General features: G+C 42.7%; 20 protein-coding genes and 1 tRNA gene. 14 read left to right on the top strand and 7 right to left on the bottom strand.

Translation table 11 applies throughout. The annotated features are described in order from the left end of the window. Positions 1-110: 110 nt before the first annotated feature. The 6 genes from GSQ19_RS10120 to GSQ19_RS10145 all read right to left on the bottom strand — a co-directional run bounded on the left by GSQ19_RS10120 (position 111) and on the right by GSQ19_RS10145 (position 4,331). Positions 111-800, bottom strand: coding sequence for a ComF family protein (locus tag GSQ19_RS10120; RefSeq protein ID WP_011317828.1), 690 nt, complete (start codon positions 798-800; stop codon positions 111-113). A 6-nt stretch (positions 801-806) separates the two neighbouring features. Then, entirely contained in the window at positions 807-1,289 is a 483-nt protein-coding gene (locus tag GSQ19_RS10125) for a GNAT family N-acetyltransferase (protein ID WP_011317829.1), read from the bottom strand. Between the two features lie 249 nt (positions 1,290-1,538). Then, positions 1,539-1,946 carry a VOC family protein gene (locus GSQ19_RS10130; RefSeq protein WP_011317830.1) on the bottom strand — a complete coding sequence of 136 codons (408 nt, stop codon included), beginning with the start codon at positions 1,944-1,946 and terminating at the stop codon, positions 1,539-1,541. A 17-nt stretch (positions 1,947-1,963) separates the two neighbouring features. Continuing rightward, positions 1,964-2,563, bottom strand: coding sequence for a MiaE family protein (locus GSQ19_RS10135; protein WP_011317831.1), 600 nt, complete (start codon positions 2,561-2,563; stop codon positions 1,964-1,966). Positions 2,564-3,051: 488 nt separating this feature from the next. Continuing rightward, positions 3,052-3,768 carry an SDR family oxidoreductase gene (locus GSQ19_RS10140; protein WP_011317832.1) on the bottom strand — a complete coding sequence of 239 codons (717 nt, stop codon included), beginning with the start codon at positions 3,766-3,768 and terminating at the stop codon, positions 3,052-3,054. A 476-nt stretch (positions 3,769-4,244) separates the two neighbouring features. Continuing rightward, positions 4,245-4,331: transfer RNA gene (locus GSQ19_RS10145), tRNA-Ser, on the bottom strand. Between the two features lie 106 nt (positions 4,332-4,437). Between GSQ19_RS10145 and GSQ19_RS10150 the strand changes: the two genes are divergently transcribed. The 14 genes from GSQ19_RS10150 to moeB all read left to right on the top strand — a co-directional run bounded on the left by GSQ19_RS10150 (position 4,438) and on the right by moeB (position 19,575). Next, on the top strand, positions 4,438-4,806 hold the full coding sequence (locus GSQ19_RS10150) for a 2Fe-2S iron-sulfur cluster-binding protein (RefSeq protein WP_011317833.1): 369 nt from the start codon (positions 4,438-4,440) through the stop codon (positions 4,804-4,806). Between the two features lie 235 nt (positions 4,807-5,041). Next, entirely contained in the window at positions 5,042-5,545 is a 504-nt protein-coding gene (locus GSQ19_RS10155; RefSeq protein ID WP_153228346.1) for a thermonuclease family protein, read from the top strand. Between the two features lie 79 nt (positions 5,546-5,624). Next, positions 5,625-6,437 carry an inositol monophosphatase family protein gene (locus GSQ19_RS10160; protein WP_011317835.1) on the top strand — a complete coding sequence of 271 codons (813 nt, stop codon included), beginning with the start codon at positions 5,625-5,627 and terminating at the stop codon, positions 6,435-6,437. A gap of 256 nt (positions 6,438-6,693) precedes the next feature. Then, a complete protein-coding gene (locus GSQ19_RS10165; protein ID WP_011317836.1) occupies positions 6,694-7,644 on the top strand; it encodes a J domain-containing protein in 951 nt (316 codons plus the stop codon). A 184-nt stretch (positions 7,645-7,828) separates the two neighbouring features. After that, entirely contained in the window at positions 7,829-9,043 is a 1,215-nt protein-coding gene (locus tag GSQ19_RS10170) for an ATP phosphoribosyltransferase regulatory subunit (RefSeq protein ID WP_011317837.1), read from the top strand. 181 nt (positions 9,044-9,224) lie between these two features. Then, on the top strand, positions 9,225-9,449 hold the full coding sequence (locus GSQ19_RS10175) for a ferredoxin family protein (RefSeq protein ID WP_010997065.1): 225 nt from the start codon (positions 9,225-9,227) through the stop codon (positions 9,447-9,449). Between the two features lie 241 nt (positions 9,450-9,690). Next, the gene (locus GSQ19_RS10180) at positions 9,691-10,476 is read left to right on the top strand and encodes a PEP-CTERM sorting domain-containing protein (protein WP_011317838.1); all 786 of its coding nucleotides are present in this window, start codon (positions 9,691-9,693) and stop codon (positions 10,474-10,476) included. An 80-nt stretch (positions 10,477-10,556) separates the two neighbouring features. Beyond that, entirely contained in the window at positions 10,557-11,300 is a 744-nt protein-coding gene (locus GSQ19_RS10185) for an ABC transporter ATP-binding protein (RefSeq protein WP_011317839.1), read from the top strand. Between the two features lie 76 nt (positions 11,301-11,376). Beyond that, positions 11,377-12,534 (top strand): transporter substrate-binding domain-containing protein, encoded by a 1,158-nt coding sequence (locus GSQ19_RS10190; RefSeq protein ID WP_011317840.1) that lies wholly within the window; start codon positions 11,377-11,379, stop codon positions 12,532-12,534. A 640-nt stretch (positions 12,535-13,174) separates the two neighbouring features. After that, the gene (locus tag GSQ19_RS10195; protein WP_011317841.1) at positions 13,175-13,906 is read left to right on the top strand and encodes a carbonic anhydrase; all 732 of its coding nucleotides are present in this window, start codon (positions 13,175-13,177) and stop codon (positions 13,904-13,906) included. 374 nt (positions 13,907-14,280) lie between these two features. Beyond that, positions 14,281-15,015, top strand: a complete 735-nt coding sequence (locus GSQ19_RS10200) for a carbonic anhydrase (protein WP_011317842.1) — start codon at positions 14,281-14,283, stop codon at positions 15,013-15,015. A 395-nt stretch (positions 15,016-15,410) separates the two neighbouring features. Beyond that, a complete protein-coding gene (locus GSQ19_RS10205; RefSeq protein ID WP_011317843.1) occupies positions 15,411-17,624 on the top strand; it encodes a heavy metal translocating P-type ATPase in 2,214 nt (737 codons plus the stop codon). Positions 17,625-17,841: 217 nt separating this feature from the next. Further along, positions 17,842-18,339, top strand: coding sequence for a M67 family metallopeptidase (locus tag GSQ19_RS10210; protein WP_011317844.1), 498 nt, complete (start codon positions 17,842-17,844; stop codon positions 18,337-18,339). A gap of 63 nt (positions 18,340-18,402) precedes the next feature. After that, positions 18,403-19,575, top strand: a complete 1,173-nt coding sequence (gene moeB / locus GSQ19_RS10215; RefSeq protein WP_011317845.1) for a molybdopterin-synthase adenylyltransferase MoeB — start codon at positions 18,403-18,405, stop codon at positions 19,573-19,575. Between the two features lie 316 nt (positions 19,576-19,891). Here moeB and GSQ19_RS10220 read toward each other — a convergent pair whose 3' ends face one another. Continuing rightward, entirely contained in the window at positions 19,892-21,547 is a 1,656-nt protein-coding gene (locus GSQ19_RS10220; protein WP_041455935.1) for an IS5-like element ISAva5 family transposase, read from the bottom strand. Between the last annotated feature and the right edge of the window lie 122 nt (positions 21,548-21,669).

Raw genomic sequence — 21,669 nt, forward strand, 5'->3', positions numbered from 1 at the left:
ATTTATTCTTGTGAAATTTTTAGTCAGAAATTTACTGATCATTGTAAGTGATGTTCCCACAACAACTAGGTGGTTTGGTTAATTATAGATTTCTCAGAGATTGCTTGCCATTAATTTTTGATGTATCTATCTTTAACAGTACTGGCAGTAGCTGCTAACCCCAAGACAGTAATTTCATTTTGACGAAGTATCTGCACGGCAGATTTAACGGTAGCACCAGTTGTGTAAATATCATCTATTAACAATACTGGGGTTTTTGGGCAGCTATGGCGAAAATCTTGCCCAATCGCAAAAGCTTCAGCCAAGTTATTTTCTCGTTCAGATACTGATAAACCAAACTGCGCTGTTGTCTCGCGCACTCTCGCCAAACCATTTAGTTTCAATTTTAGTCCAGTTGTTTGGCAAAAGCTTTGGGCAATTAAGGCTGCTTGATTGTATCCTCTTTGTTTTTGCTTACTGGGGTGGAGTGGGATTGGTACAACTACAATTTGTGTTGTTTGATGAAGAGAATGTAACAACCAAGTTTCTCCTAGCCATTGTCCCAAAGGACGGGCAATTTGGGGTTGATTGTCGTACTTCATAAGTGCGATCGCTCGTTTGAGAGTACCACCATACAAGCCCCAGCTAAATACCGGTATTGGCTGTTTCCACAACCCATCAGGGTGTGTGTGACGGCATTTTTGTAACTGTTTGGTGCAGTTAGGACACAATTCAGTCGATGTGGGTCTTTGACACAGAGGACAGTTAGATTGCAAAAACAGGTCAAGCAGACCTTGAAAGCGTTGATTCCACGTTGGCATTTAAAGCTAGTTGAGGAATTTGACATAGACGCGATCGCATCGCGCTGTTTCCACTCCCGTGGCTGGTTGGTAGCCATGATTTTCATATAGCTTGACTGCTTCTACCAGAACACTGGCTGTTTCAATCCAAATTTCTTGAAAACCACGAGAGGCGATCGCTGCTTCTAACTGTTGTAACAAATATTTCCCCAATCCTAAACCCCTAACACTGGGTAACAGATACATTTTCCTGATTTCTACAGCCTTTTCCCCGCGATTTACAGGATAGTATGCCCCAGTACCTACTATTTGGCTTTGGTGTTCAATTACCCAAAACTCTCCTCCGGTTGCTAAGTAACATTCTTCTACTTGCAACACATCGCGGTCTGCACCTTTGGGTTCCCAACCTAAACCATATTCTGATAATACGTAACTGATGACTGCGGCAGCTTTAGTGCGATCGCCTTTTTGCCAGTTACGAATTAAGAAGTCTTGATAGTAGCTGTTCATTACCGTTTGTGGGTCAGGTTTTTACAGAAAAGTCTTCTGGATCTATTCCCAATTTACCCAGCATATAGCTTCTCCTGTTGATTCTAGCTCAGGTGACACTTGCAAAGCATGGATTTTATCTATGCAAGACAACAGTCGTTGCAGTTATGACGATAGAGGCGATCGGACTAATTCATCATATAAATCATAAATTATTAGCAATCACCTATTACCCATTACCCATCTTTAATTAATAACTAGCAAATAATGTTAATTAACATTGCTCATATTGCTAAAAATTTCAATTAAATTACCATCAGGATCGCGGAAATGTGCTGTTCTTAAACCCCATTCTGGACGGTCTAGAGGTTGAGTCACAATGATGGCGTTGTGGTCTTTGAGATGATAATAAAACTCATCTACGTTATCTACAGCGAAAACTAAAGCTACTTTGTTCTGACATTCAATCGCTGAAGGTTGATAAGCGCTGGGAACGGCTTCCGCCATTAACTCCTTTCTAAACAAAGCTAACTTGATATGGTCGCCGGTATGTAACTCAGCATAACCGCTATTTTCGTCACCCCAATCGATAAAGAATCCGAGTGCATCCCGATAGAACAAAAAACAATCTTTGTAGTTGGAGACAAGCAACCTGATATGTGTTAACTGTATCTGCATATTTATGAGTGATTATACTAACTATGAATTCTCGGTTCTGGGTGTAAATTTTCTAGTAACTCACTTTCAACAATAGCTAATTCATCGAGCCTTTGACTAACAATTTCCCGGTCAAAGTAAGTAGCCGCTAAAACCCAATATGTACCAAAGTGTCGCGCCTCTGAGGCCATCAAACCTTTATAAAACTTGGCTAGTTCTGGTTCGGGACAGTGTATCGCTAATAAGCCTAAGCGTTCGTGACTTCGTGCTTCGATTAAACCAGTCACAAGTAAGGAATCTAAAAAGCGTTCTGGTTCGTTGGTACGCGCAGCAGCTTTTAAGCCAGCGCCATAGGGAGGCGGGGGTAGGGGTGCTAGGGGTATATTGCGACGTTCTAGCCACTGATTTACCAGTTCAAAATGTTCTAGTTCTTCACGGGCGATCGCTGTTAATTCCCTTACCATTTTGGTATTGGATGGGTAGCGAAACATAAAATTTAACGCCACACCCGCCGCTTTGCGTTCGCAGTGGGAGTGGTCAAGCAATATGATATCTAAGTTAGCGATCGCTTGTTCTATCCAAGCCTCACTGGTAGTTTGCTTTAGTACATTGATTGTTGATAACACGGGGGTAAGCACAGGACGAAAAAACTATCAAAATTGTAACTCCAGCACATTGATTGTAATGTGAGTGGCTAGCTTTTCGGTTATGTGCGTCAAAAAAGTGCTGTTATAATTTTCCTCTAGCCCACATAAATAAATCACCAGGGCGGAGGAAAAAACCTAACTCTCTTCACAATCCTTGCTTTTAATCAGCTCAAACTGCACTTAGTTAGTCATAATTCCCAACACTCTGGTGTTGATTAAGCGGAAAATTCCGCAATTAGGGTAAAAGTAAAGGGCTTAGAAAGCATATAACAGCTATCTTAAAAGTATTGTATCAAGACACACATTTTTATTTAGTTTTTAGAGTCTCTCATAAGCATGATCACCACTGCATTAAGACTTACAGATAATTGGGGATTTATGGGATCAATCAATCATGCCAATAGATAAAATTATGGGAATTGCACAACCTAAAAATACTTAAATATATTTAATAATCATATTTAATTCCTCATATTTCATTACCAATCTATTGATTGGCGATCGCGGAAGAAACCACCAGATGCACCACCATCAGGAAGAGTTGCTAGCCAGACAATTGTATCAACTCCTTCTTCAGGGGTTCGTGGTGCATCTTGCCCACCCATATCAGTTTTAACCCAACCAGGACACACAGAATTAACTAAAATATTCGTCCCTTTTAATTCATTGGCAAAAATTCGCGTCAGTGCATTTAAGGCTGTTTTGGAAATGCGATATGTGGGTATACCTGAACCCATATCAGTTAACTGTCCAGCACCGGAAGAAACATTCACAATTCGACCATAGTTTTGTTCTTGCATTAAGGGTATTAATGCCTGAGTTACTCGCAAAACTCCATAAACATTTGTATCTATTGTTTGCTGTAAAGTCTCTATTTTTGTGTGAAAAATGCTGTTATTACCAGTTTGAGAATCAATATATATTGCTGCATTGTTAATTAAAATATCTACTTTGCCAAACTCCTGACGGATAAATTCGGTTAATTGCTGACTGCTTTTCTCACTTGTGACATCAAGAGGATAAGCAACCACATCTAAACCCTCAGCTTGTAATTTTCCCGCCGCAGTTTTCCCTTTAGCTTCGTCCCGACTAGTGAGAACTACCAGGTATCCCTTTTTAGCCAATTGGCGGGAGGCTTCAAATCCCAAACCACGGTTTCCGCCAGTAACTACAGCAATTTTTTTAGTTGTACTCATTGTATTTTTATTTTGAATTTTGAATTTTGTAGCTTTAGCCTTCCTTTGCTACGCAACGCTCGCGCGAACGGAACGCTACCGCGTTCGCCAAAGGCGTTCTCGCAGAGTACCCATAGGGCGGTCTACCCTTCGGGAACTCCGCAGGAGTACAATTAGTGGTGAGTACCCTGCGGGAAGGCTACGCCAACAAGCTCCCACTAATTGTCTTTAATTTTGAATTTTGCGAAAAGTTCTGTAGGCGGGTTTCCCGCCGTAGGAAACTTTTCAAGACGAATTTTGAATTTTGAATTGGAGCGTAAAGCCTGCGGCATAGCTTCGCTTAACGCGTAGCGTCTCGTAGAGAAGCGACTTGACCAATTACCAATCCCCAGCAAGCGGTTGTTTTAAATTAAATTTTAGTAATGTCTAAGAATCTATTTCACCCAACTATTGGTAGAGTTTGGGTGAAAACTATATATTTAAACTAGGCTGAGTAACGGAGAGATAGGGATTTGAACCCTAGAATACGTTTCCGCATTACAGCATTTCCAGTGCTGCGCCTTAAACCACTCGGCCATCTCTCCAGATGTCACGATTTACTATTGTACGCTGAAACTCTAAAAAATGCAAAGATAAAGAAAGAAATTTTTTAGAGCAATCTGAAAGTCCCAATCAAAATCCCGAATCAAGATGTCCGAGACACATACAGTTAAAGTACGCGATCGCGCCACTGGCAAACAGTATACCCTAAAAGTACCAGAAGACCGATACATCTTACACACGGCCGAACAACAAGGGGTGGAATTGCCATTTTCTTGTCGCAATGGGGCTTGCACCACTTGTGCTGTCAAGGTGGTATCTGGTGACATTTATCAACCAGAGGCAGTGGGACTATCCCTAGAGTTGCGTCGTCAAGGTTATGCTTTGTTATGCGTCAGTTATGCCCGTTCTGATTTGGAAGTAGAAACACAAGACGAAGATGAAGTGTATGAGCTTCAGTTTGGGCGCTATTTTGCCAAGGGAAGAGTGAAAGCCGGTTTACCCTTAGATGAAGATTAAAAGCAAGATGAAGAACCAGGGTGCAGAGGGCAGGGGGCAGGGGGCAGGAAGAGAAGTCGCAAGGAGGGTTTCCCTCCGGGCGAACTTCGGGGGCAGGGGGCAGGAAGAGAAGTCGCAAGGAGGGTTTCCCTCCGGGCGAACTTCGGGGGCAGGGGGCAGGGGGGAAAGCTTCCTTCTCTCCACCTGCACGCTACCCTGCTCCCCGCGCTTCCCCACCTGGGTGCAAAAACTTGCCATGTTTGCCTGTTTGTTACTGCTGGTGAGTTGTCAAGCCAAAAACCCTGCCACAACATCAACTCAGGTGAGGATCGCGCGGGTGGTGAGTGGCCAGACTCTGGAAGTTGTGGGTATGGCGGAACAACCAAATTTAATTTCTCAAGTGCGATTAATTGGCGTGGATGCACCAGATTTGCGCCAACGTCCTTGGGGCAATCAGTCTAAGGAATTTTTAGAAAAATCCATAGGCGATTTAGACAAACCTGTAATGTTGGAGTTTGATATTGAAGCCAAAGACACAATTGGTCGGACATTGGCTTACGTGTGGAAAGATGACAAGTTATTAAATGAACAAGTAGTTAAACAAGGGTATGCTTTGTTTGTAGAGCGATCGCCTAACCACAAATACGATCAGCGTCTAGAACGCGCCCAACAATGGGCAAGAATCATGGGTCAAGGTATTTGGAGTCCAGATAAACCCATGCGTCAAACACCTACTGAGTTTCGTCGCCTGAATCGCTAGAAATAGGAGGCTGGGGAGCAGGGAGCAGGGAGCAGGGGGAAAAGAAAAGTGTTGACTATTGACAACTGACTATTGACCAATGACTAATTTACAAATTTTTCTCGATATTGCGACAGAAGCCGCCTTGGCTGCGGGTGCGGTTTTACAGGGTTACTTGGGTAAGTTAGAAGATGCAGTTACAGAAAAAGGTCGTCCTGGTGATTTAGTTACCGCCGCCGATAAAGCCTCAGAAGCGGTAGTTTTAGAAATTATTCGTCGCCACTTTCCTCAACACTCCATTTTGGCTGAGGAATCGGGAAAGTTGGGAAATCAAGATAATGAATATCTTTGGGCGATCGATCCCTTAGATGGAACAACTAATTACGCCCACCAATACCCAGCTTTTTGTGTTTCTATTGGGCTACTAATTAACGGTGTACCTCAAGTTGGTGTGATTTACGACCCATTTCATGATGAGTTATTCCGGGGGGCTGCTGGTTTGGGTGCAACACGCGATCGCCGTCCTATCAAGGTTTCTGATACTTCAGAATTGAGTAAAAGCTTGTTGGTAACTGGATTTGCCTACGATCGCCGGGAAACACCAGATAATAACTATGCGGAATTTTGTCACCTCACTCATCTCACCCAAGGCGTAAGGCGTAGCGGTTCAGCAGCCTTAGATTTAGCCCATGTAGCTTGTGGGCGTGTGGACGGTTATTGGGAACGAGGAATATCACCTTGGGATATTGTTGCTGGGGTGATTCTATTACAGGAAGCGGGTGGCAAAGTTACTGCCTATGATGGTACTCCCTTAAAAATTGCCACTGGCAGAATTCTTGCAACCAATGGTTCTATTCATGACAATCTGAGTCGGGCATTAATGCAAGTGCCACCGCTATCGGCTTGGGAATAATTGGTAATTGGTAATTGCCGATGGCTACGGTTTAACTCACATCATTTATACGCAAAATTACTGAGGTAAATCTAAATTTTCTGTCCGTTATACCATGCCTCCTGGCTTCTGTATTCTACCTCCTGCCTCCTGACTCTTTAATAGATAAAGATTTACCAAAGAGTAGTAAATAATTTCTGTATACCACTGACGTTTACCCAATCAAGCGCAGTAAACTAGAAAAAATCTTACGCCTTCCTTGGTGCAAAACCGCTATATGTCTTTGAGAATAGATCGTGGATTATTTAAATATGATTTCATAGACCATCACGCAATCTTGTGTGTAGCTGTTGATGCGGATAATAAAGAAATCCGCAAGCGATATCTGACAATTGCTCGCCATTTACACCCTGATAGCAGTGCTATTGTCACCGACACAGAAAAAAAATTAGCTAGCGAATTATTATCAAAGTTGGTGAACCCAGCTTATGAGACTCTATCAGCAGAACGAACTCGTTCCGAACACATTATTGTTTTATCCCAAATAGGTAAGCGTTTATTACAGGAATCGGCTTCTATTGAACTGACTACTGATTTAGCTAAACAGTTAGCATCTGCCCCCAATTTTGATCTACTTTATAAAAGTGCGATCGCTAAAATGGGGGAAACTCAATATAAATCGCTAAAAGAATCAATTCCCATCATTTCCCAAATTAGCGAGTTGAATTTAGTTTACTTGATGCGGACTGCGGGGAAAGCTCTAGCCGCAGCAGCACCAGCCGCTAAATCCACAGTTAGTTCAACTCCCACTCAGCCAAGCAACACCTCTGCACCACCCCCACCAGAACCACCAAAAGAAGATGCGTCTATTGACCAGTATTTACGCCGCGCTCAAACTTTGATTGACAAGAACCAATTCCCCCCAGCTGAAGTAGAGTTGAAAGATGCGCTGAAGATAGCTCCTAAGAGTAGCCGTTGTCACAGCTTGCTGGCTTTTGTATATCTGAAGCAAAATAAGCTGAAAATGGCGAAAATTCATTTCGATAATGCCCTAAAATTAGACCCCAATGATCAAACAGCGTTGACATGGAAACCTAAAATAGATAAGGCTCTAGGTCAACAATCTGGTAGCTCTAATGTCAATGCACCTTCCAGTAATGGCGATAAACAGCCAGATAAATCTGGAGGTGGTTTGTTTGGTGGCTTGTTTGGTGGGAAGAAAAAATAGTCAGCGACTCACCCTAAGTGCGATTGCATAATGGGGGAAGTTTGCCCCTAACCTGCGGGATGGGACGATACACGAGCTGACATTGACGCGCTACTAGCAAATTCACTACCAACCACAAGGTGCTGAAGACAAATATTTCTAGCCGCGTTCCAATCAGCGTGGGGAATCACATAACGGAGGATGAATGGTGTATCAACCAGCAGCGGGAGCCAGGGATTTATTACCTTTAGATGTGGCTCAAAAACGCTGGATTGAAGATAAGTTACAACAAGTGTTTCACCGTTGGGGTTATCACAGAATCATAACCTCAACGCTGGAGCGCATGGATACCTTGATGGCGGGTGAAGCAATTCAACGTCAGATGGTGATTCAACTACAAAATTCTGAAGATGAAGAGTTGGGATTGCGTCCAGAGTTGACAGCTTCTATTGCTCGTGCTGTTGTTACACGCATGACAAATCTGCGTCATCCCCAGCGCCTTTATTACAATGCCAACGTCTTTCGTCGCATCTGGGAAAATAGGCACAATCGCCAGCAAGAGTTTTATCAAGCTGGTGTGGAATTGTTGGGTGTCGGTGGACTTTTGGCAAATGCGGAAGTGTTGCTGTTGGCGGGTAATTGTTTGACAGCACTGGGTTTACAAGATTGGCATTTAATTTTAGGTGAAGCGGGAATCACCCGATCGCTTTTAGATGCTTTTCCCATCAATTTACGTGCTAAAGTTCGTAGTGCGATCGCTCACCTTGACCGCATTACAATCGACACTCTCCCCTTAACTGACGAACTGCGCGAACGTGCCAGAATCATGCTGGATTTGCGAGGAAACAGCACCGATGTGTTGCAAAAAGTCAGTAGCCTCAATTTAGATGCAGAACAGCAAGAGGCGGTTAATAACCTCCAGTCTCTAGTAGAGTTATTAGAATCTGGGGGTAAATTTCCGATAATTCTCGACCTGAGTCTGATTCAAACCATAGACTACTACACTGGTATTGTCTTTGAGATTGTCAACAATACCGATTCACAAGCAAGGGTTTTAGGACGTGGTGGACGCTACGACCAGCTTTTAGGGTTGTATCATCCCCAAGGAGAAAATATTCCGGGGATTGGATTTGTCCTGAATATCGAAGACTTATACCAAGTTCTTTTAACTACACAGCAATTACCACAGGAAACCCCGGCTAGTGATTGGTTAGTCGTGCCAGAAAACCCAAAAGCCCATAGTGCGGCTTTTGCCCATGCTCAAAAACTACGTGAATCTCCTGATTTAGTTAGAGTAGAATTAGACTTGGGTGGCACAGATATACCAGCCATTCAACAATATGCCCGCGATCGCCGTATTGCTCAAATCGCTTGGATCAAGGCCGACGGATCACTAATAATTGAAAAGGTGAGTCAATAGTCCAGAGTCAATAGTCCAGAGTCAATAGTCCACAGCAATAATTGCAACCTAACTAATTGCTGTTGGCTGTGAGGCAGTCGCCGTCTTCTCTACGTTCGCAGAGCGTACCGAAGACAGACCCTTGACCAATGACCAATGACTAATGACTAATGACCAATGAAAAAGAGAGGGGATCGAGAATATGCCACACACTATTGTTACTGATGTTTGTGAAGGTGTTGCCGACTGCGTAGATGCTTGTCCAGTGGCTTGTATTCATGAAGGCCCTGGTAAAAATGTCAAGGGAACAGATTGGTACTGGATTGATTTTTCCACTTGTATTGATTGCGGTATCTGTCTACAAGTATGCCCTGTAGAAAAGGCCATCGTGCCAGAAGAAAGACCAGATTTGCAGAAAACTCCGTAATTTCGGTTATTTATTCAGGGAACATACTTAAGCAAACAGGCATCTTTCAAACTTGAAGGTTGCCTGTTTTTCTGTAAATGTACAGAATTCTAAATCAAATACCAAAACAATATGAAAGGTTGCTAAATTTATTGTGAAGATGAGAAGCCATCTAGCTACTCAATCCTCAGTATTCCCTAAACTATTCTTTCAGGCAGAGTTGTAGACATCCGTATCTATCAAGAAATGATAACGATAATTTATGAAAAGGCTCAGTATCTTACCTAGTGTTCATCTCTGCGTTTTCAGCTTGTCCTGTGTAGCTATTAACTTGCTGTCGTCACAAAGCGCCACAGCCGCTAGTTTTGATCTGAGTTTTACATCTTTAGCGGGAACAATTAATGTCAATCCATTAAATAAAGCTTCAACTAGTATATATAGAGCCGATCTTTCAATGGTTGGCTTTGATATTACAGCAATTAAACTCAGTGACATTATAGGTATATCCGCAGGTTCTCCTGGTAAATTTAGCGGTTTTGATTTGGATGCAATTAAAATCAGTGACAGGTTGATTACAAATGCTGAAGATGTCAAAACCCTTCCTGGGTTAGATGTGTTTGATTTTACTCCACCGCAAACCATTTTTTCCCCTGGAACTAAACGCGATCCTGGCAATTCAATTTATGCCCACTATTTTGCTGGTAACGATTTATTTGGTAGTAAAGACGGTGAAGTTGATAACAGTATTGCTACACTAGGTAGCTTTGATGCCAATGCCATAACTGATAATACAGCCAGGGGATTTCTCAGTTTAGGCGAAGGTGGGGAAATTTTATTTCAACTCACCCAAAAAGTCTCAACAGCTAACCCATTGTATATTTACATTGGAGAGGTAGGTAATAATGGTGAGCAGGTAAGAGGTCGAGTGACGGCTATTGGCACAATCAGTAGCGCAACTACTGTTCCTGAACCTGCTAGCTTAGGGGCTTTGTCTTTAATGGGACTCTACTTAACAAGATGTATTCGGAAAAAGAAGAAAATTGCCTAATTTCGGATAAATTATAATTGAGTTTTTGTAAAACATAGGTTGAATGCCTATGTTTTGTGATTTTCAGAATTAAGGATTTTATGTCAGGTTCAGCACAAAATTTTACGCCTCTGCTAGAAGTTGAAAACGTCCATGCAGGATACATCAAAGATGTAGACATATTGCAGGGGGTGAATTTTCGAGTTGAATCAGGGGAACTAGTGACAGTAATTGGCCCAAATGGTGCTGGTAAATCTACCTTAGCAAAAACTATTTTTGGACTTTTGACACCCCATACAGGCAAAATTACTTTTAAAGGTAAGAATATTGCTGGACTGAAATCGAATCAAATCGTCCGCTTGGGAATGTGTTATGTGCCGCAAATTGCCAATGTCTTTCCATCCCTGAGTGTGGAAGAAAATTTAGAGATGGGGGCGTTTATCCGCAATGATTCCCTGCAACCATTGAAAGAGAAAATATTTGCGATGTTTCCTAGATTAAGCGATCGCCGTCGTCAACGCGCAGGCACACTCTCCGGTGGAGAACGTCAGATGTTGGCAATGGGCAAAGCTTTAATGTTAGAACCTAGTTTGCTGGTGTTAGATGAACCATCTGCGGCCTTATCGCCAATTTTAGTAACACAAGTATTTGAGCAAGTTAAACAAATCAATCAAGAGGGAACAGCAATTATCCTAGTCGAACAAAATGCCCGTAAAGCTTTAGAAATGGCAGACCGTGGTTATGTACTAGAATCTGGACGTGATGCCATATCCGGCCCCGGACAAGAGTTATTAACTGATCCCAAAGTAGCTGAACTATACTTAGGTGCAGGGAAAAGGCATTAGGGAAATCTAAGTGGTATGTAATATTTGTCATGGATTGGGAATGATAGATATTGCATATAAATCTTAGAGAATACTTATGATAAGTGCGATCGCCCAAAAATTTTCTCAATTTCTGGCGGCTAGGAATATAAGACGTTTCCTGAAACTCCATATCTGGTTGGGAATGGTATGCGGAATTTTACTGTTGTTCCTGGTTGTTCATCCAGTGCAGTCCCAAGAACCTGACAATCAAAAATCCCTAGTCGTAGCTACTAGAGCTATTCCCCCCTTCGTATTTAATGATAATGGTGAACTATCAGGATTCAGTATTGACCTTTGGCGCAGTATTGCCAGCCAGATAGGTGCAGAGTCTAAATTCGTGGAATATCCGAATGTCGCTGATTTACTCTCATCTGTGCGGAATGGTAAAGCCAATGCAGGGATTGCAGCCATCTCAATTACAGCTGAACGTCAGCAACAATTTGACTTTTCCTTACCCATGTTTAGTGGGGGATTACAGATTTTGGTACGTAATCCCAAACTCAGTAATAGTGGCACACCTAATATTTTGTCACTCTTTTTCTCGACAACGATCTTACAAGTGCTTGGCTTGGCTTTGTTCCTTATTGTTATAGCAGCACACGTCATTTGGTTATCTGAGCGTCATCAAAAAGAAGGTATGATTTCCCCATCCTACTTTCCTGGGATTTTCAAAGCCTGTTGGTGGGCTGCTGCTACCTTAGCAACCCAAGCTGACGAAATGCCCAAAGGAGTCATCGGTCGCATATTAGCTATTATTTGGATGTTTATTGGTGTACTATTTGTCACTTACTTTACAGCAGCTGCTACCACCTCGCTAACTGTGCAACAGTTACAAGCAGATATCAACAGTGTAAGTGATCTACCAGGCAGGGTGGTGGCAACAACAACCGGCAGCACAGCTGCAACATACTTAAAACAGCAGAAAATTTCTGTCTTAGAAGTCCCCAAAATTGAGCAAGCTTACGATGCTTTAGAAACAAAAAAAGCTGAAGCTGTTGTTTTTGACTCTCCTGTACTTCTGTTCTATGCTGCTAATCAAGGTCAGGGAAAAGTAGAGGTTGTGGGCAGTGTCTTCCGCGAAGAAAACTACGGTATTGTTTTACCTAATAATAGCCCCTACCGTAAACCTATTAATAATGCCTTACTGAAACTCAAAGAAAATGGCACTTATCAATCATTGTATGATAAATGGTTTGGGGTCAAGAACAGTTGATCTGGGGTGTATATAATCTGGTAAGTGTTGGTTTTTCAAGAGTAATGACTATAGCAGTCCTAAATCATTCGTGAGAAACAAGATACCCGAATTCTACAAGAAGTCGGGTATCTTGATAAATCAATTAAAAATACCCTACGGGTACTCTGCGAGAACGCCTTTGGCGAACGCGGTAGCGTTCCGTTCGCGCGAGCGTTGCGTAGCAAAGGAAAGCTAAAGCTACAAAATACCCTTCTCCTGTCGGCGAAGCTACGCGAACGGGAAGGCTGCGCCAACAAAATAAAAAATAATCCACTCATTACTCATTAAATTTGCTTCACTGATGATGACACCCTACCCCTAAGAGGTTGTTTGAAAAGCATTATTTTAAACATCAAAATCTTAAGAACCTAACCCCCCTAGCCCCCCTTCCCTACAAGGGAATGGGGGTTTCAAAGCCTCTCTCCGCTTCGGGGAGAGGTTTGGAGAGGGGTCTTTATTATCATTCATAACTTTTCAAACATTCTCTAAAACACTAGTTTTAGAGTTTGACTATTAACTAATAATTAAATAACTCTTAAAGGGTGTGCAAAAGTACTCTTGCACCGTTGTTAAGTTTGGTATCTTTCTGATAACAGTCAAACTGTTGTTAGGTAAAGAAATGAGTCGAATCAATGGATTTATTGGCCGTCGTAATTTCTTAGGGTTAGCAGGCGCGGGAAGTTTGGTTGTTGCTGCTACTGCTTGTGCTGGTAGTTTGACTGTAGGTAAAGAAGAACCAGCTATTGCTGATGTCAAATCAATTAACCTGAATCCAGTAAATCCACAACAAGCTTTAAAATTTTTACTGGATGGTAATCAAAGATTTGTTAACAGAAAACCAAAGTATCCTCGTCAATCTCAGCAACGTTTACAATCAATTGCCAAAGCACAGTATCCCTTTGCCGCTATTTTAGGTTGTGCAGATTCGAGAGTCCCGGCGGAAATTGTTTTTGACCAAGGGCTGGGGGATTTATTCGTGGTGCGAGTAGCTGGTAATATTGCCAGTGATATGGCGATCGCTAGTTTGGAATATGCTACTTCTGTACTCGATACACGGTTGATTGTGGTTTTAGGGCATACAAAATGCGGTGCTGTAACTGCCAGCATGAAAAATGAACCGCTTCCAGGCAGAATTGGCTATTTGACGGAGAGTATTAGACCCGCTTTGGCAAAATTACCATCAACTTCCAAGGATGTTAATAAAGCAGCTGTGATTGCTAACATCCAGTACCAAACTGAAAAGCTGCAACAAAAATCAACTATTTTGGCACAGTTAATTAATAAAGGTACAGTCCAAATTATTGGTGCTGCTTACGATATTGATACCGGAATAGTCTCAGTAATTTCTTAATTCATCACCCCGTATTTGGTATTGAACTATCTAACTTTCAATACCAAAATATTTCCACTTTTTAGTTAATAATTTTATATTTTGGTCATTTCTTGTCCATCAATATGTATGTATAGCAGCGATCGCTAATCATAGATATAAGTCTGGCATAACGATAGTTTTATCAAATCATAAGATTATTCAATTGTTAGACCTGATTTTGGTATATTCCAAAGAATAACAAAGCTTTATATCACTAGGTTGCAATAATTCGTAACTTTTTTATTGCCCTGAAGATGCTGTCTTGATCAATTTGATAGGGTCTGAGGGTCTTTAGTCATGAGTTTTTCAAACAGCAATTTAGTGAGATTTTGCCAATTGAAATAAGGTGTATCATGAGTCGAATTAATGGATTTGCTGGGCGACGGAATTTTTTGAAACTAGCAGGTGTCGGCGGTGTAGGTATTGGTGCTAGTGCTGTTGGTAGTTTTCTTTGGCAAGGAGAACCTGCTGTTGCTCAACAACCATCCACTAATCCAGAGAAACCACAACCAGTTAATCCACAAGCTGCTTTAGCTAGATTACTAGAAGGAAACAAGCGGTTTGTAGATGGTAAACGCCTCAACCCTAATCAGTCAAGATTGCGTTTACAGGAAACTGCCGTTGCTCAATATCCATTTGCCGCTATACTTGGCTGTGCAGATTCGAGAGTACCTGCGGAAATTGTTTTTGATCAAGGATTAGGAGACTTATTCGTTGTCAGAGTTGCTGGTAATGTTGCCAGCCAAACTGCTATAGGTAGCCTAGAATTTGCTACAGCCGTATTAGGCGCACAACTAATTGTGGTTGTAGGTCATGCAAGATGTGGTGCAGTTATAGCCGCAACGAAAGGTGACCCTCTTCCTGGGAGAATTGGTGTGTTTGTGGAAGAAATTAAGCCGGCTGTAGAAAGGGTCAGAAATAAAACTGGCGATTTAGAGGAAAATTCTATTATTGCTAATGTCCAATATCAGGCAGAAAAGTTGGAAGAAAGTTCGACCATTTTGAGAGGTTTAATCAAAGAAGGTAAGCTCAAAATAGCTGGTGGTCGTTATGATTTAGCTAGCGGCAAAGTAACTTTATTAACCTAAATTAAGATTTCGGTTTTTAGAGGTTGTTTGAAAAGTGATTGGCTGTGATTTTAAGCACTCATTGATCCCCCTAACCCCCCTTAAAAAGGAGGGAAAATGAATCAAAGTCACCCTTTTTAAGGGGGATTTAGGGGGATATAAAATGTTTTGCTACCAAGCATAAGACTTTTCAAACATCCTCTTAAAGCTAATCTTTAAAAATAATTGCGTTGATTAGAGATTAATTGTCAAGGGTATTCAATATACTTATGTTCGCAGTTAGATTCCTCGCAAACACTTGATTTAACTATGGTAGGTCTAGTCTTGCTATGGCATAACTGTTTCGTGGGATATTGAAGTCATTACCAAGATAAATCCCACTCATTACGTCGCTACACCATCATGAGGGGGAAATCATGACGATCGCCACCAGGTCTGGTATTAGTAAGCAAGTGGCTCTAAAATCAAGTTTCATCACGGGAATTGACTATAGTGTAGTCCATAAAATTCCTGGCAGAATTAGATTTCGCGTTCCCCTGGTAGCCCATGACCTCTATTATGCTCAACGCCTGCAAGAATTACTAGAATCTGACAGTCACGTATTGGAAGTACGGGTTAATCCCTGGGCGGCTTCTGTTGCTATTAGATATGAACAATCTGCTAGCAACAATAGGCTAATGCAAGCTTATCTGGTAGGTTTACTGCATCAGGCTAAATTTAGTCAACAGTCAACAGTCAACAGTCAACAAGTCACAAAATCAAATGATGCTGGTGTAAAATTGCCAGCTTTGGCAACCATTTTAGCTTTATTGGGTTTGGGGTTTCCCATTCCCAGGGCGATAATTGCAGCGACAGTGGGGCTGGCAGCTTTACCTATAGCGAAACGTGCTTATGCTAGCATTACCCAAAAACGAAAATTAAATATAGATTGTTTAGATTTTATCGCGATCGCCTTAACTTCTGCCCAAGGAAACCTTTTAACACCAGCTTTGGTGATGACATTGCATGAAATTGGCGATATGATCCGCGATCGCACCGCCAGAGTTACGGAAAATCATGCTGCCGATTTACTGGCTTCTTTGGGGCATTACGCTTGGGTTGCACAACCAGATGGGCAGAAAAAACGCCTCCTTGCCACAGAGGTGCAACCACAAGATACAGTCATAGTTTATCCCGGTGAACAAATCCCCGTAGATGGGCAAATATTACGCGGTAAAGCTTTAATTGACCAACAAAAACTCACTGGTGAATCCATGCCAGTTTTACGTCAGGTGGGAGAAGCGGTTTATGCCTCCACCTTACTCAGGGAAGGAGAAATTTACATCCAAGCTGAACGTGTAGGTACAGCTACCCGCGCCGGTGCAAGTATCGAGTTAGTCCAACAAGCACCAGTTCACGATACACGCATGGGTAACTATGCGGCGGACATTGCCGACCAAGCCATATTACCATCTCTAATTTTTGCCGGACTGGTATTTGCAGCCACCCGTAACCCCGCCAGGGCTGCATCTATCCTCACCCTTGATTTTGTCACAGGTATCCGCGTCTCCCTACCAACGACTTTCCTCGCCGCCTTACACCACGCCACAAGACACGGTGTTCTCATCCGCAGTGGTCGCGCTTTGGAAAAATTGGCACAGGTAGATACATTAGTCTTTGATAAAACAGGCACATTAACCAAAGGTGATATCGAAGTTGTGGAAGTGGAAATCATCGCCGACAGAATCACCACCCACAGACTTATAGCCCTAGCCGCCGCCGCCGAACAACGCCTAACCCACCCAGTAGCGGAAGCGGTGGTACGTTATGCCGAGAAACAAGGTGTAGAAATTTTGCCCAGGCAAGAATTTGAGTACGAAATTGGTTTGGGTGTAAGAGCCGAAATTGACGGTGAACAAGTTATAGTAGGGAGCGATCGCTTTTTGCGTCAGTGTGGTATTCCCCTCGATTGTCTTTATGAGCCACATAGCTGCAATCATGCAGATTGTCCCAAGCACCTCAATTGTCGCATTTCTGCCCATGATTCTTTACTGTATGTGGCAGTAAATCAGGAGTTCCAAGGCGTAATCTATTACACCGACCCCCTGCGCCCAGAAAGTCCAGCCGTGATTGAGAAACTACAAACCGAATACGGCATGGAAATACATCTACTGACAGGGGATAATCAGCAAAGGGCTATGGCTGTTGCGGCGGAACTGCATCTTCCCCTATCTCAAGTCCATGCAGAAGCATTCCCCGCACAAAAAGCCGAAATTATCCAGAAATTACATGATTCAGGTAAAACTGTTGCCTTTACCGGCGATGGTTTAAATGATTCCATTGCCCTAGCTTATGCAGATGTCGCCATTTCCTTTGGTAGTGGTTCCGAAGTAGCCAGAGAAACAGCCGATGTTGTCCTGATGGATGATACCTTGACTAGTTTTGTGGAAGCAATAGCGATCGCTCGTCAAACCCAAGCAATAATTAAACAAAATATCAGTTTAGCCGTTGTTCCCAATTTAGCCGCTTTAGGACTAGCAACCACCGTAGGAATACATCCCCTAGCGGCAACTGTAGTTCATAATGGTTCAGCCATTGCAGCCGGGTTAAATGGTTTACGTCCCCTCATGCACAAAGACCCACCAAGATAGAAAGATGATACATTGCTATTCTTAAAACCCCTATGCGAGGAGAGAGGCTTTGATTCTTTCTCCCCTTCCCTTGTAGGGCAGGGGTCGGGGGTTAGGTTTCAGAGAAAGTTGCACATTGCATATCCTTATAAACTGATATAGTGTTTTTCTGCTTTAGTTAAAAACTGAAACATTCTCGTTGGGAACTGAAACATTCTCCTTTAGAACTAAAATCTTGATGAATCAACCAACTATCAAACTCTTACCACAACATCAGCAAACCATCCTCAGTCATGCTGAAAGCGTCTATCCGGAAGAGTGTTGTGGGTTGATTATGGGATACGTAGCCAATAAGGCGAAAATTGTAGTGGAAGTCATACCTACCGCTAACGCTTGGGAGACAGAAGCAGATAACTTTACCCAAGAAATAAACCAGACAAATATCACTTCCCCAGCCTCCACCTTAAAAAGAAGATATGCGATCGCACCTCAAGTTATGTTACAGGTACAAAGGCAAGCGCGGGATAAGTCACTCAATATTATTGGTATCTATCACTCTCACCCTGATCATCATGCCGTACCTTCAGAATGCGATCGCCTCTATGCTTGGCCTGGATACTCGTATATAATAGTTTCCGTCCAAAAAGGTATAGCCAGTGGCATCCTTAGTTGGAGCCTTGATGATCATCATCAGTTTCAATCAGAAATAATTGATAACATAACTTTAAATACTTAAGACTAAAGACCGACATCATTTTTCGATACAATCAGTAGTCCGCGCTTCCGCATTCAAACTCCTATGCTTAATCCCAACCTGGAAGATATCCAGTTAACTAAAGACGACTACGAACGCTACTCCCGCCACCTGATTTTGCCGGAGGTGGGAGTGGAAGGACAAAAACGGCTCAAAGCTGCCAGTGTACTGTGTATCGGTACAGGTGGACTGGGTTCACCACTACTGTTATATTTAGCTGCCGCCGGTATTGGACGCATCGGTATTGTCGATTTCGATGTGGTTGATACTTCCAACCTGCAACGCCAAGTCATCCACGGTACATCCTGGGTAGGTAAACCCAAAATTGAATCTGCAAAAAACCGCATACACGAGATTAACCCCTATTGTCAGGTTGACCTCTACGAAACTCGTCTCAGTTCCGAGAATGCCCTAGATATCATCAGACCTTACGATATTGTGGTGGATGGTACAGATAACTTTCCCACCAGATATCTAGTCAACGATGCTTGCGTATTATTGAACAAACCCAACGTCTACGGTTCCATTTTCCGCTTTGAAGGACAAGCCACAGTATTTAACTACGAAGGCGGGCCAAACTACCGCGACTTGTACCCAGAACCACCACCACCAGGACTAGTTCCCTCCTGTGCAGAAGGTGGGGTATTAGGGATTTTGCCAGGGATTATCGGCGTAATTCAAGCCACGGAAACAGTGAAAATTATTTTAGGTAACGGTAATACCCTCAGTGGTAGATTATTGCTGTACAACGCTTTAGATATGAAATTCCGCGAATTGAAGTTACGTCCCAACCCCATACGCCCAGTCATTGAAAAGCTGATAGACTACGAACAATTCTGCGGTATTCCTCAAGCCAAAGCAGCCGAGGCGCAAAAAATGCAAGAAATCCAAGAAATGACAGTTACCCAACTCAAGGAATTGCTGGATAGTGGGGCGAAGGATTTTGTCCTGCTAGATGTGCGTAACCCCAACGAATACGAAATCGCCAAGATTCCTGGTTCTGTATTAATACCTTTACCAGACATTGAAAATGGTAATGGTGTGGCTAAAGTCAAAGAAGCCCTCAACGGACACCGCTTGATTGCTCATTGTAAGATGGGTGGGCGATCGGCGAAAGCCTTAGCCATCCTCAAAGAATCGGGGATTGTGGGGACAAACGTCAAAGGCGGAATCACCGCTTGGAGTCGGGAAGTAGACCCATCAGTTCCTGAGTATTAAGACTAAATAGTTGTAATGTAGAGAAGAAGCAGGGGAAATTCAGAGTTGTGGATTTCCCCTTTTCTGTAATTTAAGATTGCATAATAGTGTCAATATTTGTTTGCTGGGATTGTTTTAACGTGAGTCCGATAAATTCGGAAGAACCCCTCTCCATAGCTTGCTTCCCGCAGGGTACCTCTCCCCGACGCGGGGAGAGGCTTAAAACCCTGATTATTTGGTACTCAGTTATAGATTTTCAGCCCCTTCCCTTGTAGGATACTGTTGGCGAATTGATAGAGGGCAAAACCAATCATCACAAAATAGAAAATCAGGAATACTATGAGGCAGTGGGAGCAATTCGAGCAAAGTGAGAAACGCGAGTCTGACTGCGTGGGACATGTTGCCACCAATCCCACATCCGACTGAAGTTGATAGCAGCAGCAGTAATGACATGCTGCAAGAGAGTTTTGGCAAGACCAATGTAGCGACAACGGCGTAATTGGTAGCGACCAGTAGCTTGGGAAATCAAGCCTTCAACGCCAGCACGTTGGTGATAAATTTGTTGAAAAGATTCAGTTTTTTGGCGAATGCGAGCATCATGTAATGCAAGATGTAGTTCCTGTGGTTTGAGGGTCAGAAGACGCGGTAGTTTTTTGGAGCGAGTGCATTTTGAGCGACTTGAACAAAGCGAACAATCGGATTTGTCAAATTGTATTTTGACTACTGGATTGTCATGGCTATCGACAGTTGTACGCCAGGACTTACTTTGTTTACCCATTGGGCAATCAACACGCATCAAATCCCAATGAATAGTGAAGCAATTTTGCTCAAAGCCGGATTGTGCTGTTGCTTGCCAACTAGTTCCGGGGGGAACTTTTCCTACTAAATCAACATGAAAATGGGATTGACTATCGACTAAGTTTTGAGCATTGACATAGCCAGTATCGACAACATGTTCTTGTGGCAAAAGATTGTTCTGGTTTAAACGAGAATGAATTACTGGTGTCATCTCAACATCCGCACTTGTGGCCACGGACGTTTCCACATTGATAATTAAGTTTGGCAGTATGGGGTGACAAATTTCTGTCAGATGCAGATTATAACCAGTCCAGTTGATTTCTCGCTTGCTGGAATTGCGTGCATCAACATCGTAAGGAGATTCAATCTGTAGTCTATTTGGTGGTAAGTTATCTTGTTCTCGCCAATAGACTTGTTGCAATTGAATATAGTATTGTTGCACCCAAACTATACGTAATGTTTCCACTGATGGAATCTGCCACAGCCAATTACAAGTTGAGTCTGCATACAAAGCGGATAGCAAATGATGACCATCCTCACCAATTTTTCGCCTCAATTTCTCACGTTCGGCTTTTGATTTGGGCAAGCGGTATTGCTCAAATCTCAGGGAGTAACGTTCAAACCAATCAACGTCAACTCTCGATTTGAGCCAATCAGGGGCAAAATAAGCCAAGTCATTTAAGGTATGACGTAAAGTTTCTCCCACTAATTCCAAACGATTTAACTGTCGTACTGCGGCTAATACGTGAGTTGAATCAGTTCTGACACGGCCGCGATTTTTGAGCCAACCTAGTTCTTGGAAACGAGCTAGCATTTGGTTGAGTAACTCTCGCTCTCGTCCTGCTTTGATTAATCGCTGACGAAATTCTGAAAGTACTGAATAATCAAACCCTGGGTCATTTAATTCCAACGATAGTGCGTATTTCCAATCAATATGACCCCTCACTGCATCCGCCGCTTGTCTATCCGTTAAACCTTCGATAAATTGCATTACTGTCACTAATGCCAGTTGTCCTGCTGATATTCCACTTTGACCACAATCTGCGCGGTAAAGTTTGACAAAATCCTCATCCTTATATAACACTCCTATTTCATCCCGCATCTTCATATATATGTTCCCTTTGGGAAATGAATTCCGGGCTACTTGCGCTGTTGTTTCAGGAATCTGCGACATATCACGCGGGTGCAGGGTCATAATCTTTGTAGATGCTACGCTCAATATACTTATTCTCTTTTTTCCACTGTTCCAAACTCTTGAGGGGCTTAACCCTTCAATAATTCGCCAACAGTATCCGACGAGGGGAGAGGTTTGGAGAG

The sequence above is a fragment of the Trichormus variabilis 0441 genome, from assembly GCF_009856605.1.
Taxonomy (GTDB): domain Bacteria; phylum Cyanobacteriota; class Cyanobacteriia; order Cyanobacteriales; family Nostocaceae; genus Trichormus; species Trichormus variabilis.

What these genes read in the sequence shown, in the direction of transcription:
- GSQ19_RS10140 (WP_011317832.1), bottom strand. Translation starts at nt 3,768, where the DNA reads ATGAGTACAACTAAAAAAATTGCTGTAGTTACTGGCGGAAACCGTGGT.
- GSQ19_RS10205 (WP_011317843.1), top strand. Translation starts at nt 15,411, where the DNA reads ATGACGATCGCCACCAGGTCTGGTATTAGTAAGCAAGTGGCTCTAAAA.
- moeB (WP_011317845.1), top strand. Translation starts at nt 18,403, where the DNA reads ATGCTTAATCCCAACCTGGAAGATATCCAGTTAACTAAAGACGACTAC.
- GSQ19_RS10155 (WP_153228346.1), top strand. Translation starts at nt 5,042, where the DNA reads ATGTTTGCCTGTTTGTTACTGCTGGTGAGTTGTCAAGCCAAAAACCCT.
- GSQ19_RS10195 (WP_011317841.1), top strand. Translation starts at nt 13,175, where the DNA reads ATGAGTCGAATCAATGGATTTATTGGCCGTCGTAATTTCTTAGGGTTA.
- GSQ19_RS10125 (WP_011317829.1), bottom strand. Translation starts at nt 1,289, where the DNA reads ATGAACAGCTACTATCAAGACTTCTTAATTCGTAACTGGCAAAAAGGC.
- GSQ19_RS10185 (WP_011317839.1), top strand. Translation starts at nt 10,557, where the DNA reads ATGTCAGGTTCAGCACAAAATTTTACGCCTCTGCTAGAAGTTGAAAAC.
- GSQ19_RS10200 (WP_011317842.1), top strand. Translation starts at nt 14,281, where the DNA reads ATGAGTCGAATTAATGGATTTGCTGGGCGACGGAATTTTTTGAAACTA.
- GSQ19_RS10165 (WP_011317836.1), top strand. Translation starts at nt 6,694, where the DNA reads ATGTCTTTGAGAATAGATCGTGGATTATTTAAATATGATTTCATAGAC.
- GSQ19_RS10120 (WP_011317828.1), bottom strand. Translation starts at nt 800, where the DNA reads ATGCCAACGTGGAATCAACGCTTTCAAGGTCTGCTTGACCTGTTTTTG.
- GSQ19_RS10220 (WP_041455935.1), bottom strand. Translation starts at nt 21,547, where the DNA reads ATGACCCTGCACCCGCGTGATATGTCGCAGATTCCTGAAACAACAGCG.
- GSQ19_RS10175 (WP_010997065.1), top strand. Translation starts at nt 9,225, where the DNA reads ATGCCACACACTATTGTTACTGATGTTTGTGAAGGTGTTGCCGACTGC.
- GSQ19_RS10150 (WP_011317833.1), top strand. Translation starts at nt 4,438, where the DNA reads ATGTCCGAGACACATACAGTTAAAGTACGCGATCGCGCCACTGGCAAA.
- GSQ19_RS10130 (WP_011317830.1), bottom strand. Translation starts at nt 1,946, where the DNA reads ATGCAGATACAGTTAACACATATCAGGTTGCTTGTCTCCAACTACAAA.
- GSQ19_RS10180 (WP_011317838.1), top strand. Translation starts at nt 9,691, where the DNA reads ATGAAAAGGCTCAGTATCTTACCTAGTGTTCATCTCTGCGTTTTCAGC.
- GSQ19_RS10190 (WP_011317840.1), top strand. Translation starts at nt 11,377, where the DNA reads ATGATAAGTGCGATCGCCCAAAAATTTTCTCAATTTCTGGCGGCTAGG.
- GSQ19_RS10210 (WP_011317844.1), top strand. Translation starts at nt 17,842, where the DNA reads ATGAATCAACCAACTATCAAACTCTTACCACAACATCAGCAAACCATC.
- GSQ19_RS10160 (WP_011317835.1), top strand. Translation starts at nt 5,625, where the DNA reads ATGACTAATTTACAAATTTTTCTCGATATTGCGACAGAAGCCGCCTTG.
- GSQ19_RS10170 (WP_011317837.1), top strand. Translation starts at nt 7,829, where the DNA reads ATGGTGTATCAACCAGCAGCGGGAGCCAGGGATTTATTACCTTTAGAT.